This window comes from Robertmurraya phoenicis (assembly GCF_047302285.1).
Classification (GTDB): Bacteria; Bacillota; Bacilli; order Bacillales; family Cytobacillaceae; genus Robertmurraya.
Genome location: NZ_CP154845.1, coordinates 399,090 through 413,412 on the forward strand (window position 1 = coordinate 399,090; position 14,323 = coordinate 413,412).

Sequence of the window (14,323 nt, forward strand, 5' to 3'; positions counted from 1 at the left end):
GAGAAAAAGATTTAGAACAACTAAAAAGAGAAGCAGCTGAAAAAGCGAAAGCGGCAGCACTAGCGAAAAAGAAAGCGCAAGAACAACAAGAAGCGTCAGCACCGGAAGCAATCGATGCTGATGACCTTGCGAAGAAAAAAGCCGTCGCAGCTGCGAAAGCAAAGGCTGCCGCTGCAGCCAAAGCGAAAGCTGCAAGAGCGAACGGAGAGACTCCAGAAGAGACAGGCGGAGATGGTGCGAAGGCGAAAGCAATAGCAGCCGCTAAGGCCAAAGCTGCTGCAGCCGCGAAAGCAAAAGCCGCCGCGAAAGCGAAACAAGAAGGCGGGGATGCAGGAGGCGATGATGCAAAGGCAAAAGCGATTGCCGCCGCGAAAGCAAAAGCTGCCGCCGCTGCAGCAGCCAGAGCCAAAGCAGGTGGGAAGACCGCCGCAGCACCTGTTGAAGAGGAAAAGCCTTCAGCCAATCAGCCATATCTTGATAAATATGTCAAAGTAATCGAACAGCATCTTGGGAATGGTATTTTAGAAGAATCCTATATTAATAGGCTTTCCAAGGATGTTCCTACCCTTGTTGTGAAACGGGAGACCTATTATAAAGTCGTACAATTCCTTAAATATAATGAACAATTAGGCTTTGATTATTTATCAGAGCTGCATGGTGTCGATTATGAGACCCATATGGAAGTTTATGCACACCTGTATTCCTATAAAAATAGCCAATCAGTCGCTATAAAAGTGAAGCTAGATCGGGATGAACCAACCGTTGAATCATTGTGTCCTCTCTGGGCTGGAGCGAACTGGCCTGAATGTGAGGCATATGATTTGTTAGGAATCAAGTTTCTCAATCATCCGAATCTACACCGCATTATGCTTGGTGAAGATTGGGTCGGTCATCCACTTAGAAAAGACTATGAACCGTATGATGTGGAGGTGTAAACATGCTCAGAACAGAAGAAATGCTTTTGAACGTAGGACCTCAGCATCCTAGTACACACGGTGTCTTTCGGTTAATTTTAAAAATTGATGGTGAAACCATTAAAGAAGCGAAACCGGTAATTGGCTACCTCCATCGTGGTACGGAGAAGCTGGCAGAAGACCTTCAATACACACAAATTATTCCATATACCGACCGGATGGACTATGTTTCCGCCATGACAAACAATTATGTCATCTGTCATGCAGTGGAAACGATGATGGGAATCGAAATTCCTGAGCGTGCCGAATATCTACGGGTCATGGCAATGGAACTTGGCCGCGTTTCCAGTCACCTTTTATGGTGGGGGACATTTGTACTCGATTTAGGAGCGACAAGTCCACTCCTTTATGCATTCCGTGAAAGAGAAATGATTCTTAATCTATTAAACGAACTGTCTGGTGCCCGTTTAACCTTTAACTATATGCGTGTTGGTGGAGTTAAATGGGATGCGCCAGAAGGCTGGGTTGATAAAGTAAGAGAATTCATTCCTCATATGCGTGAGCAGATCAAAGGGTATCATGACCTTGTGACAGGAAATGAAATCTTCCTTAATCGTGTAAAAGGAATTGGAAAATATACAAAAGAAGATGCGCTCAATTATTCGTTAAGCGGGGCAAACCTTCGTTGTACAGGGGTCAAATGGGATCTGCGTAAAAATGAGCCATACTCCATTTACGACCGATTCGATTTTGATGTACCAACAAGGGAAGAGGGAGATGTGCTATCTCGCTATCATGTTCGCTTTGCAGAGATAGAAGAATCTTTGAAAATATTAGAGCAATGCGTGGAACAGTTTCCAGAAGAAGGACCGGTCATCGCGAAGGTGCCTAAAATCATTAAGGCGCCAAAAGGAGAAGCCTTTGTTAGAATTGAATCTCCACGTGGTGAAATTGGTTGTTACATCGCAAGTGATGGAAAGAAAGAACCGTACCGTTTAAAATTTAGAAGACCATCATTTTATAATCTGCAAATTCTTCCTAAGCTTTTGGAAGGAGAAAGCATCTCGAATTTAATTGCCATTCTAGGAGCAGTTGACATTATCCTAGGGGAGGTGGATGGCTAATGGTACAGGATTTATTGCACTCACAGCCGGGACTATTAAACTTTGGGATTTTCTTTTTACTAGCAGTCGTTTTTTTATTCGTCATTCTCGGTTTTGTTACATATGCCATTTTGGCAGAGCGAAAAGTAATGGGTTTTATGCAGATGCGATACGGTCCAAATCAGGTCGGTGGTCCATGGGGATTGCTGCAAACCGTGGCAGACGTCTTAAAACTTTTACTAAAAGAGGATACGATTCCCAAGTTAGCAGACAGACCGTTATTTATTTTAGCACCTGTTATTGCATTTGCGCCGTCTTTTATCGTCATTGCAACGATCCCGTTTACGGATAAATTACAATTTGCCGACATTGGTGTGGGTCTTCTCTATTATATTGCCGTTTCAGGGCTGACCACGATCGGAGTGGTGATGGCTGGCTGGTCATCCAATAATAAATACGCCTTACTTGGTGGAATGCGTGCCGCTGCACAGATGATTTCATATGAAATTCCGCTTGTCATGTCTGTCCTTGGAGTTATCCTTTTAACGGGAAGCATGAATTTAAATGAAATTGTTGCAGCCCAGGAAAATGTTTGGTACATTCTTCTCCAGCCAATCGGATTTTTAGTCTTTTTCATTGCATCTGTGGCAGAATTAAACCGAATTCCATTTGACCTTCCAGAAGCGGAAAATGAACTGATTGCCGGGTATTTTGTTGAGTATTCTGGCTTCCGTTGGGCGTTTTTTATGCTCGCTGAATACGTCTATATGTTTGCGATGGCCTCACTGACGACGGTGTTATTCTTAGGAGGCTGGCTGCCAATCTTCTCGTTCCTAGACTTTATTCCAGGAGCCGTCTGGTTTGCCTTGAAATTCAGTTTCGTCGTCTTTATTCTCCTATGGTTTCGCAGTACGTTCCCACGTATTAAGGCGGACCAGTTGATGGAATTTGGTTGGAAGGTACTGTTACCGGTGGCACTTGCAAATATCTTCTTAACGGCCATTATTAAGGAGCTTCTAAGCCTTTTTTAAGAGATTTATCACTTTTATCATAAGGGGTGAAAATACATGCTTGGATTAGCGAAAGGTTTAAAGTATACCCTGAAAAACTTAACAAAGGAAAAACCAACCTACGATTATCCGAAAAAACCGATTCCTTTGCCAGACCGATTTCGAGGGATCCAGAAGTTTTACCCGGAAAAATGTATTGTTTGTAACCAATGTGCCAATATTTGTCCGACCGATTGCATTCAATTAACGGGGAAAAAGCATCCTGATCCAACGAAAAAGGGGAAAATCATTGATACGTATGATATCAATTTTGAAATTTGTATCCTTTGCGATTTATGTACAGAGGTTTGTCCGACAGAAGCGATCGTCATGACCAATAATTTTGAGCTTGCCGAGTATAGCCGCGATGATCTTTTTAAAAACCTTGAATGGTTGGACGAAAATGATGAGAATGTTCGGAAGGTGAATAAAGCATGACATTTTCAGGTGAACTACTAGCATTCCTTATTCTAGCCATTGTTGCGGTCATGGGAGGCGTGTTCTTACTCCATTTATCAAAGGTTGTGCATATGGTCGTTGCACTTGTCTTTACATTTGTCAGTTTGGCAGGGATATACATCCTCTTGTCAGCGGAATTTGTGGCAGTCGTACAAATCCTGATCTATTCAGGTGCGATTACGATTATTATGCTCTTTGGGATCATGCTGACGCGCCATAGTGATCGAAGTGAGGAACAGGGAGGAAGACTGAGAAAAATTCTACTGTTCCTTGGTGTACTTGGCTTTGCCTTTGCAGTCTACATTGGGATTTATAATTTAGACTTCAATTCACAGCCAGTCGCCCTTCATGAAAATAATACGGAACAAATTGGGATCGCCCTTTACTCTAAATTTATTATTCCATTTGAGTTAACGTCTGTTGTCCTTTTAGTGGCACTAATCGGAGCGATTATTCTAGCGAAAAAAGATGATGAAGAGGAGGCGAAAAAGGAATGAGTGGAGTTCCCATTTCTGCCTACCTTACGCTTGCCTTAGTGTTATTTTGTATCGGCCTATATGGTGCACTAACAAAGCGTAATACGGTCATCGTGTTAATTTCAATCGAGCTCATGCTCAATGCGGTCAACATTAACTTAGTCGCATTTAGCAAATACGGCATGGCTCCTTCAATTGACGGGCAAGTATTCGCCCTCTTTACGATTGCTATTGCTGCGGCAGAGGCGGCAGTCGGTCTCGCGATCTTAATCGCCCTTTACCGCAACCGTAAAACAGTCAATATTGATGAAATGGACACGATGAAAAACTAATATAACTGGTACACGACCCGCTCGAAACGCGGGCCTCAATCAAACGCGTGAGAACAAGCGCGTTCTAAAAAGGGGATTGTGATATTGATGGAGAATGCATGGATCATACCGCTTTTCCCGCTTTTATCATTTTTGTTCCTTCTTCTATTTGGGAGAAGATTAAAGGAAAATAGTGCATACATCGGCATGGTGCTCACACTAGCGTCTTTGATCTACTCTTTGGTGGTGTTGTTTGACCGCTTCAGCCACCCGACTTATAAAGCCGAAGCAACATGGCTGACAATAGGGGATGTTCAATTAACAGCGGGTTTTGAAGTCAATCAATTAAATGCGTTAATGCTCGTCATCGTATCGCTTGTTAGCTTTCTCGTACATACTTATTCAAAAGGCTACATGCACGGAGACGGGCGGTTTCATATTTTCTACGCCTATTTAGGGTTATTTACATTTGCGATGTTAGGACTTGTCGTATCTCCTAATCTATTGCAAACCTATATTTTCTGGGAGCTTGTCGGGGCCGGATCCTTCCTCTTAATTGGCTTCTATTTTTACAAAGAAGAGGCAAAGGCCGCTGCCAAAAAAGCTTTCATCATGACTCGTATCGGGGATGTCGGCCTCCTCGTCGGGATGATTCTATTATTCTGGCAAGTAGGAAGCTTTGAGTACGATGCGATTTTTCAAGCTGTGGAAGAAGGGAGTATTTCCGCAGGCATGATCACCCTTACCGCGATCCTGATTTTTATCGGGGCAGTGGGGAAATCAGGTCAATTTCCATTACACACTTGGTTACCTGATGCGATGGAAGGTCCTACACCAGTATCTGCGTTAATCCATGCTGCCACAATGGTAGCGGCTGGTGTGTACTTAGTTGCCGCAGTATTCCCGCTTTTTGCAGCGAGTGAGGCCGCTTTAATGACAGTTGCAGTCATCGGTGCATTCACCGCCATCTTTGCGGCGAGCATTGGTTTGGTACAAAAGGATATTAAAAGAGTACTAGCTTACTCAACCGTCAGTCAGCTTGGTTATATGATGCTTGCCCTCGGATCGGCTGGCTATGTAGCAGGCGTCTTCCACTTAATGACACATGCCTTCTTTAAAGCATTGTTATTCTTGGCAGCTGGTAGTGTCATTCACGCTGTCCACACTCAGAATATTGAAGAGATGGGCGGTCTGTGGAAAAAGCTGAAATTTACAGGTCCATTATTTTTAATCGGAACACTTGCAATTAGTGGGGTTCCATTATTCTCTGGATTCTTTAGTAAGGATGAAATATTAATATCAACTTGGGCTCACGGAAACACCTTCTTGTTCTGGTTAGCAGTCATTGCCGCTTTCTTTACCGCGTTCTATATGTTCCGCCTTTTCTTTATGGTCTTTACAGGCGATGCACGTGGCAAACAGAAAGAGGTACACGAGTCACCATCTGTGATGACTTTTCCAATGATTGTGCTTGGAATTCTAGCGGTCGTTGCAGGGTATGTGAATACTCCGTGGTTCGGCACCTTCCTCGGTGACTGGCTCGTCGATGGAAACGAAGCATTAGGTCATGGCCATATTGAAGGACCGGCATGGATTATGATAGTGGCGACAGTTGTGTCTTTACTCGGAATTTACTTGGCATGGCTCATATATGGAAAGAAATCTCTTCAAAGAGATTGGCTAACGGTAAGAATGCCGATAATGTACAACATTTTGTATAACAAATACTACATTGACGAGTTTTACGAATTAACAGTTGTGAAAGCTACAAAAAACTTCACAGCGTTTCTTAGCTTTATTGAAACCTTCATTGTTGAAGGGATTGTGAAGCTTGTTACCGCAATTGTTCATGGACTTGGAATCATTGGGTCCAAAATTCAAAATGGTCAAGTTCAGGCATACGGTACAGTGGCCTTCGTTGGATTGGCTGTCCTAATTGTGATTTATGCATTAACAGGGGGGTACTTAAAATGAACGCATACTTTTTATCCATCTTAGTGTTCTCCCCTCTTTTAGGAATCGCTGTGTTAGCACTTTTGCCAAAAACACAAGAAACAGCGATTAAAGCAGTTGGATTCATAGCAACCTTACCCGCTCTTCTGTTAGCGCTCATTGCCTTTATTGGAGGGAGCGACAATCTACAGAAATACAATGTTCAAGTCGAATGGATTCGTTTTGGAGACTATGCCGTCTTCGATCTATTTAAAATCGATTATGAATTAGGCTTAAATGGTTTCTCATTAGTGTTAATCATGCTAACAGCGGTCATTTCTACACTTGCCGCAGTTGCTTCTGTTCATATAAAAAAAGAATGGAAGGGCTACTTCATGCTATTCCTTTTACTTGAAGTAGGGATGCTCGGAGTATTTGCCGCCCAAAACCTAATTCTCTTCTTTATCTTTTTCGAAATAACGATGATTCCAATGTTCTTCTTAATCGGAAAATGGGGTTATTTTGAAAAAGAAAAAGCGGCTTACAGCTATTTAATTTATAACGGCTTAGGGTCAGCTATTCTTTTAATCGTGATCATGGTTCTGTTTGCGAGAACAGGAACGTCTAATATCGACGCTCTTGCACAGTTGATGGCGATAGAAAACCCGAGTACCGTTTCACCAATCTCTGAATCATTGAAGTTTGGGTTATTGATTGCACTTCTTATCGCTTTTGGCGTGAAGCTGCCAATCTTTCCATTACATACATGGATGCTCCGTGTTCACGTGCAGGCACCACCATCCATCGTCATGCTTCACTCAGGGATTTTATTAAAAATTGGTGCCTTCGGTTTGATTCGTTTTGGAATGGGAATCTTCCCTGAACAATTCCAATCAATTGCCGTATTGCTTGCGGTATTAGGGGTTATCAATCTTTTATACGGAGCATTTCTAGCGTTTAAGCAGACCGATTTTAAAATGGTCCTTGCCTACTCGTCGATATCCCATATGGGAATTGTCCTTATTGGTTTAGGGGCATTGAACGAGGCTGGCATACAGGGAGCGATTTTCCAAGTTGTTTCTCACGGATTGATTTCTGCTCTCCTTTTCTTCTTAGTAGGAGTATTTTATGAACGATTCCATACCTCCACGATTGCAAACCTTGGTGGGATGGCTAAAGGAATGCCACTAACAGCTGGCTTCTTATTAGCCGGAGCGCTAGCATCACTCGGTTTACCAGGGATGTCTGGCTTTGTTAGTGAATTCATGGCTTTCCTCGGATTATTTGAAGAAATGCCGGTGTTAGCTGCTGTTGGCTGTATTGGAATTATCATGACCGCTGTCTACTTACTCAGAGCAGTTCTCGGCATCACTTATGGAAAAGCGAATCGAGAGTTTGCCGCTGTGTCTGATTTAAAGTCAGTGGAATTTATTCCAGTCGTGACGTTACTAGCATTAATCGTGTTAATTGGTGTATACCCAAGTGTACTAAGCGAACCGCTACATGCCACACTTGAGACTATCATGCTTGGGTTAGGGGGTTGATGAAGTGGATCTAGATACGCTTTTATCATTTCAATGGGGAGCGATGGCTCCAGAGTTTATCATCCTTGGAGTGGCGACCATTCTATCCATAGTAGACCTTTTTGCACCGAAGCACTTCGATAGAAGAATTCTCGGTTGGGTAGGTTTCGCAGGAATACTTGCGGCAATTGCCTCATTAATGAACTTATTGGCTATAGATACTGTTTCGATTTTATACGATACGTTTAAACTAGATTCCTTTGCAAAAGTATTCAAGTTACTATTACTCATTGGCGCAGCACTCATTATGTTGCTTGCTGTCAGCTATAAGCCAAAAGAGGGAATGGAAGAGTTCAAAGGGGAGTTCTACTACCTTTTATTAGCCGGCTTGCTCGGTACGATGATCATGGCTTCAAGTGGCGATTTAATTACTTTATTTGTTGGATTAGAGCTTCTATCCTTGTCCTCCTATATTTTAGCTGGGATTCGGAAAAAGCATCTTCCATCCAATGAGTCAGCCATGAAATACGTCATTAATGGAAGTATTGCCACAGCCGTCACCCTTTTTGGAATGAGTTATCTTTACGGAATTACAGGGACGACGAATTTATCCGAAATGACGAATATTCTACCACAATTGAATAATTCTCAATTGAGCTATTTAATGGGTCTTGCCTTTTTCATGATATTGGTCGGTCTTTCGTTTAAATTGGCAACCGCTCCATTTCATATGTGGGCACCAGATGTGTACCAAGGAGCAGCCACTCCGGTTACTGTGTTCTTGAGTGTCGTGTCGAAAACAGCAGGATTTGTCATTTTAGTTCGAATCGTCGTCATCGTATTTGCCAATACGCAATCGGGTGCGACAGGTGTCGATTCAGTTACGCCGCTCCTATTCAAATTGCAGGATTACATTGCTGTCCTTGCTGGAGTGACGATGGTCATCGGAAATGTCGTTGCTTTAAGACAGCGAAACATCAAACGATTATTTGCTTATTCTAGTATCGCTCATGCGGGTTATTTATTAGTTGCCGTAACTACGATGTCAGTCTTTATGTTTGAAACAATTTGGTTTTACTTAGGGGCATATCTCTTCATGAACGTTGGAGCTTTTGCTGTCATTCAACTGATGACCGCAAAAAATGACGTCGAGGATATCAGCCAATTTGCCGGAATGTACAAACGTGCGCCATGGCTTGCAGTGGCAATGGGAATCTTTATCCTCTCATTAGCAGGAATTCCAGGAACGGCTGGATTCATTGGAAAACTAAACATTTTTATCGGAGCATTAGTATCTGAACCAGCGCACTACATTCTAGCATCGCTCATGATTGCCACAACCGTGGTATCCTATTTCTACTACTTCGGCATTTTAACGCAAATGTTCTTTAGACCATCTCCGCAAGATGGGGAAGTAGAAAAAATGAAAATACCGGTTGGCGTCGGTGTAGCGATTGGAATATGTGTCGTAGCGACCATCGTATTTGGACTATTTCCAAACGTTGCGCTCGACTTCTTCCACACGAACTTCGGTGGCTTTCAATAAAGGGAATTTCTGATTTGGGGAAATCAGAAGCGAGCAACAAGGGGATTTTAATAGAAGCAAGGGAAAAAGAAGGGGAAAGGGGACCCCTTCTTTTTTTGTGGGAGTAGTGCGCATGTTCGCTGAATAATGCAGATAATGATTAAGGGGGATGCATATTGACACAAGAGTGTATTGTGTATTCGGACAAAACGAGCAAGCGCCAAGTGGTTCTAGTCCGAATAGAAGGCTTATTCGGACAAAACAAAAAACCCCCAAGGGATTTCACTCCAAATTAAGTATCAAACCAAACAAAAACCATATCCCAAAGAGTACCTATTCCCGACCAACATCGATAATCCACCACGATAAAAACCATAAAAATATAAACCAAATGAAACCTTTTTGCTACATATACGTCAAATAGAAGGGTGAACTTGCGAATGTTATAATATGTGTTAGCGTGAAAAAGGAGGAGTATGTCCATGACTGCAGGATTTGGGCACCAGGCACTTATTAGTATTATGTCTCATCTTGGCTTTATTGCTTTAGCTTGGTGGGCGTTACAAAGCTTAAACTTTGATAAATTTTTACGAGCTAACCGCGTATTTCAAGCACGAGTATTATTTATATTATTGTCCATTGTCATTGGTTCTACCGTTAGTAATTTTTTCCTCGATTACCTTTTATGGTCGCAGCAATTGCCAATGATTTTCCAATAATATCTACGTAAACTTAACACTTTTTGTGCGAACAAATGTGAAAAAAGTTCATATCCCGAAAATAAATCCAAAAATAAAAAACGATAGAAGACCATCGAATTGGAAAATTTTCTTCAAAAAAAGGCTTAGGGCTTGGATAAATGGGGAAATAATCTTAAGAAAGATAGGTCATCGTACCTTTTATATTTATGGAATTATTCGATACAATTCTTTTTGTGTGATAAAAAGCGGCCTAATTTAATTCATTTTTAAAAAGCTTGCATATTTGTCAAAAAGTGACGACAACTCTTCAGTATGCTTCTTCTCTTCTTGGTAACAATGGTACTAAGGGGAGGAGTTATAGAGATGAAAAAAAATTGGTTGGCAGTAATTACCGTAGTTGTAATCATTGGAGTTTCATTTGTACATGCAGGAGAAAAATTCGCAAATACCAAAAATAAGCACGACCTTTTATCAATAGTGACAGTTTTAAAAGGTGAGAATATAGATATCAATGAATGGTCTTTACATGCAAGAGAAAAATTAGAGGCCGACAGCCCAGAGGAAATTCAGGATCATGTGCAGCAACTCCAAAGCATTTTTCCAAACTGGACATGGGAGTTCAGTTCTGATTCTGAAAAATGGGAAGCGAAAGCGAGCCAAACATCTAATCAGGGAATGGAAGAGAGCATTCAAATATTATCTACCCTCACAGATCAAAACCCACAAACTTACATTATTTATGAAATCCGAGGTAAGAATTTTACGCAAGAAACAGAGCAATTTATAAATGAGGATCTTAATGAACTATTATCTGACATATTTCGAGAAAATACCACAATTTTCACTTGTGTAAAAGGTGAAATCAATGATAAGATGAATACGTCTTTGCCTTTTACTGTAAATCAGCTACTTGAAAAGTTTGAGGCAGAAGAAATTGAATCACTGATAGAAAAAGATTTTATCTCGACGTCAGCTTACTCACCATTATTTTCCAATGGGTTAATGACGAAAAATCAAGATATGAATTTACAACTTGGAATCCGAACAACAGGATTGGGCGCAAAGACTACCCTTGTAGTTGGCACACCAATCATAACGATTGAATATTAATATAGAGAAATTGGACGCGGAGGGGAATACACTTGGAAAAAATCATCGTCCGCGGCGGTAGAAGGCTAAGCGGTTCTGTTAAAGTAGAAGGAGCAAAGAATGCAGTTTTGCCGGTTATTGCCGCATCATTATTAGCAAGTGACGGAAAAAGCGTAATTCGTGATGTGCCAACTCTCTCCGATGTATACACGATCAATGAGGTATTACGCTATTTAAACGCCGATGTGACGTTTAAAAATAATGAAGTCACTGTCGATGCATCTAGAGAGTTAAAAGTAGAAGCACCATTCGAATATGTTCGTAAAATGCGTGCTTCAGTATTAGTAATGGGCTCATTACTTGCAAGAAATGGCCGTGCTCGTGTAGCGCTTCCTGGAGGATGTGCGATTGGATCGAGACCAATTGACCAGCATTTAAAAGGCTTTGAAGCTATGGGTGCAACGGTCAAAGTAGGAAATGGCTTTATCGAAGCAGAATCAAATGGCCGATTACATGGTGCCAAAATTTACTTGGATTTCCCAAGTGTGGGTGCTACAGAAAATATTATGATGGCCGCTACTTTAGCACAAGGAACGACGATATTAGAGAATGTTGCCAAAGAACCGGAAATTGTCGATTTGGCTAATTTCTTGAATAAAATGGGTGCAAAAGTACGTGGTGCTGGAACTGGAACGATTCGTATTGAAGGAGTAGACGTTCTCTTTGGTGCTGACCATAATATCATTCCTGATCGAATTGAAGCTGGAACATTCATGGTTGCAGCAGCAATTACGGGAGGAAATGTTTTAGTGAAAGGTGCCGTTCCGGAGCATTCAACTTCTCTCATCGCGAAGATGGAAGAGATGGGTGTTATATTTGAAGAGGAAGCAGAAGGTTTAAGGGTCATCGGTCCTGACAACCTGAAAGCTGTCGATATTAAGACAATGCCACACCCTGGTTTTCCAACAGATATGCAATCACAAATGATGGCTTTACTATTGCATGCAAATGGAACAAGTATGATTACCGAGACCGTATTTGAAAATCGCTTCATGCATGTGGAAGAATTCCGCAGAATGAATGCTGATATCAAAATTGAAGGTCGTTCTGTTATCTTAGATGGACCTAGTAATTTACAAGGAGCAGAAGTTGCTGCTACCGATTTACGTGCCGCGGCTGCCTTAATTTTAACAGGCTTAGTGGCAGAAGGTGTCACTCGAGTGACAGAATTAAAGCATCTTGATCGCGGATATGTGGACTTCCACCATAAATTAGCTTCTTTAGGAGCAGATATTGAACGAATTTCTACAGTGGAAGAAACAGCATCATTTCCAAAAACATTTGTTGCAGATTTAAATGCATAATGAACGTGAAAAACCGTGAAATGGATTTCCATTTTTGCGGTTTTTTTGCGTTTATTTGAAAGGCTTTTTTTCGCGAACATTGATGCCTTGGGTTTAGGAAAGCAATGATTTGAAACACCAACATAGACTATTTTGGTTTATGAGTGAAAAAGTTATGCATTTTTTTCCCTGATTTTTAATTTTGTACATATTAGCTTGTCCACTCCCATATGTATGTAAGGAGAGTATGCGTCATCGCACTCGTACTCGAACGATACTTACATATGGAGGCTTAAGTAATGCTTAAAATGAAACCAATCGTAGTTTTATCTGCCGTACTATTTGTTGTCACCATCATGATTCCAACACTACTCGTCCTCCCTTTTATGGAAAAAACAACGGGGAAACTCGGTGAAGAGCTAGCTTCTAAAGAAATAGAAGCAGCTGCAGACCAGCCTGCTGTCGAGGTAGCTGTCTATCGAGCTAGCCAAGACAATATTGAGAAACTACCTTTAGAGGAGTATATTGCTGGCGTTGTCGCAGCAGAAATGCCTTCTGAATTTGAGCTTGAGGCCTTAAAGGCACAAGCACTTACTGCCAGAACCTATTATCTTTATTACCTCATGAGTGGCGAAAAAAGTGAAAAAATCCCTAAAGAAGCAAATGTATCAGATACAGAAGATCACCAAGTATATAAAAGTGAAGAAGAACTAAGAAAAGCCTGGGGGAAGGATTACCAGTGGAGAATGAACAAGATTAAAGAAGCTGTCGTCGCGACAAGAGGTCAAGTTTTAACATATGAAGGTGAACCGATTTATGCCGCCTTTTTTTCCACAAGTAATGGCTTTACTGAGAACTCAGAGGATTACTGGAGCAGCCCGCTACCATATTTAAAAAGTGTGGAGAGCCCTTGGGATGTCAACACAGAGAAATTTAACGGTCAAAAAGTCATCTCTGTCGCCGAGTTTGAGAAAGAGTTAGGCGTTCAATTAACAGATGCTGCTGAAGTGGGAAAAATAATTGAAAGAACAAAAGGAAATCGCGTTGGCAAGGTAGATATTAACGGGAAAATTTTAACCGGTAAAGATATAAGATTAACGTTGGATTTGAAGTCGTCTGATTTTACATGGGAAAGAAAAGGGGACAATATCGTTATTAATACAAAAGGCTTTGGTCATGGAGTAGGAATGAGCCAATACGGTGCAAACGAATTGGCTAAAGATGGAAAGACCTACAAAGAAATCGTCGAGCATTATTACAGTGGAGCACAGATTGACACGACGAAGACGCTTCTGACAAAAATAACGGCGAGTAAATAAAAAATGTACCGAGCACTCAAATAAATGGGTGCTCGGTCTTTTTTTACCCAAAGTATTTCTGAACTCGCTCAAATCGATGTTTACGATAGGCGCGGTGAACGAAATAGGTGGCCACCACAACTCCGGTTACATCTTTGACAAAATCGATGACAGTAGCTGAGCGGGCAGGAACGAAGGACTGATGAATTTCGTCCAGCAATCCATATAAGGAAGCAATGACTGCACAAACAATACTCAAGGTCAGAGAAAACTTCCCTGTTGTCAGGAGGGCAATGACCAATAATAAATAAAGGATGGCGAATTCGACGAGATGGAGTGACTCTTTAATGAAGCTATCGAGTCCAGAGTCTGGAAGCTCTACAATCGCGTTTGCGGGCATGCTAGACATGAGCCAAATCATACCCATATAGATGAAAGGTAAAAGTCGGATGAACCATTTTAATAAACTTCGCAAGAAAAAAATCCCCTTTTTTTAAACTTTTTTGCATTTCTTTGCATAATTTTAATCCCTTTGTCGAAAAATAAGATAAAAAATTTTTTTTCGAAATGTATATATTTATCATGATCTGTTCAGAATGA

General features: G+C 41.4%; 13 protein-coding genes and 1 pseudogene. 13 read left to right on the forward strand and 1 reads right to left on the reverse strand.

Features of this window, described 5'->3' with window-relative positions; translation table 11 throughout:
* Positions 1–2 precede the first annotated feature (2 nt).
* From AA0X71_RS01860 to spoIID, 13 genes and pseudogenes are all read left to right on the forward strand, one after another.
* A pseudogene (locus AA0X71_RS01860) lies at positions 3–935 on the forward strand (NADH-quinone oxidoreductase subunit C); the annotation flags it as partial.
* A gap of 2 nt (positions 936–937) precedes the next feature.
* Positions 938–2,038: an NADH-quinone oxidoreductase subunit D gene (locus AA0X71_RS01865; RefSeq protein ID WP_413358540.1), complete on the forward strand. Its 1,101-nt coding sequence runs from the start codon at positions 938–940 to the stop codon at positions 2,036–2,038.
* Positions 2,038–3,048: an NADH-quinone oxidoreductase subunit NuoH gene (gene nuoH / locus AA0X71_RS01870; RefSeq protein ID WP_413358542.1), complete on the forward strand. Its 1,011-nt coding sequence runs from the start codon at positions 2,038–2,040 to the stop codon at positions 3,046–3,048. The genes AA0X71_RS01865 and nuoH overlap by 1 nt, the downstream gene beginning before the upstream one ends.
* A 36-nt stretch (positions 3,049–3,084) precedes the next feature.
* Positions 3,085–3,504, forward strand: a complete 420-nt coding sequence (nuoI, locus tag AA0X71_RS01875) for an NADH-quinone oxidoreductase subunit NuoI (protein ID WP_019153948.1) — start codon at positions 3,085–3,087, stop codon at positions 3,502–3,504.
* Positions 3,501–4,022, forward strand: a complete 522-nt coding sequence (locus AA0X71_RS01880; RefSeq protein WP_413358545.1) for an NADH-quinone oxidoreductase subunit J — start codon at positions 3,501–3,503, stop codon at positions 4,020–4,022. Before nuoI ends, AA0X71_RS01880 begins: the two co-directional genes overlap by 4 nt.
* On the forward strand, positions 4,019–4,333 hold the full coding sequence (nuoK, locus tag AA0X71_RS01885) for an NADH-quinone oxidoreductase subunit NuoK (RefSeq protein ID WP_413358547.1): 315 nt from the start codon (positions 4,019–4,021) through the stop codon (positions 4,331–4,333). The genes AA0X71_RS01880 and nuoK overlap by 4 nt, the downstream gene beginning before the upstream one ends.
* An 84-nt stretch (positions 4,334–4,417) precedes the next feature.
* On the forward strand, positions 4,418–6,286 hold the full coding sequence (gene nuoL, locus AA0X71_RS01890; RefSeq protein WP_413358549.1) for an NADH-quinone oxidoreductase subunit L: 1,869 nt from the start codon (positions 4,418–4,420) through the stop codon (positions 6,284–6,286).
* Entirely contained in the window at positions 6,283–7,788 is a 1,506-nt protein-coding gene (locus tag AA0X71_RS01895) for an NADH-quinone oxidoreductase subunit M (protein ID WP_413358551.1), read from the forward strand. The genes nuoL and AA0X71_RS01895 overlap by 4 nt, the downstream gene beginning before the upstream one ends.
* A 4-nt stretch (positions 7,789–7,792) precedes the next feature.
* Entirely contained in the window at positions 7,793–9,313 is a 1,521-nt protein-coding gene (nuoN, locus tag AA0X71_RS01900; protein ID WP_413358553.1) for an NADH-quinone oxidoreductase subunit NuoN, read from the forward strand.
* A gap of 461 nt (positions 9,314–9,774) precedes the next feature.
* Entirely contained in the window at positions 9,775–10,011 is a 237-nt protein-coding gene (locus AA0X71_RS01905) for a DUF1146 family protein (RefSeq protein ID WP_413358555.1), read from the forward strand.
* Between the two features lie 345 nt (positions 10,012–10,356).
* The gene (locus tag AA0X71_RS01910) at positions 10,357–11,103 is read left to right on the forward strand and encodes a YwmB family TATA-box binding protein (RefSeq protein ID WP_413358557.1); all 747 of its coding nucleotides are present in this window, start codon (positions 10,357–10,359) and stop codon (positions 11,101–11,103) included.
* Between the two features lie 32 nt (positions 11,104–11,135).
* Positions 11,136–12,446: a UDP-N-acetylglucosamine 1-carboxyvinyltransferase gene (gene murA, locus AA0X71_RS01915; protein WP_413358559.1), complete on the forward strand. Its 1,311-nt coding sequence runs from the start codon at positions 11,136–11,138 to the stop codon at positions 12,444–12,446.
* Positions 12,447–12,724: 278 nt separating this feature from the next.
* A complete protein-coding gene (spoIID, locus tag AA0X71_RS01920) occupies positions 12,725–13,744 on the forward strand; it encodes a stage II sporulation protein D (protein WP_413358561.1) in 1,020 nt (339 codons plus the stop codon).
* Between the two features lie 43 nt (positions 13,745–13,787).
* Here spoIID and AA0X71_RS01925 read toward each other — a convergent pair whose 3' ends face one another.
* Positions 13,788–14,198, reverse strand: a complete 411-nt coding sequence (locus AA0X71_RS01925; RefSeq protein WP_413358563.1) for a VanZ family protein — start codon at positions 14,196–14,198, stop codon at positions 13,788–13,790.
* Positions 14,199–14,323 lie beyond the last annotated feature (125 nt).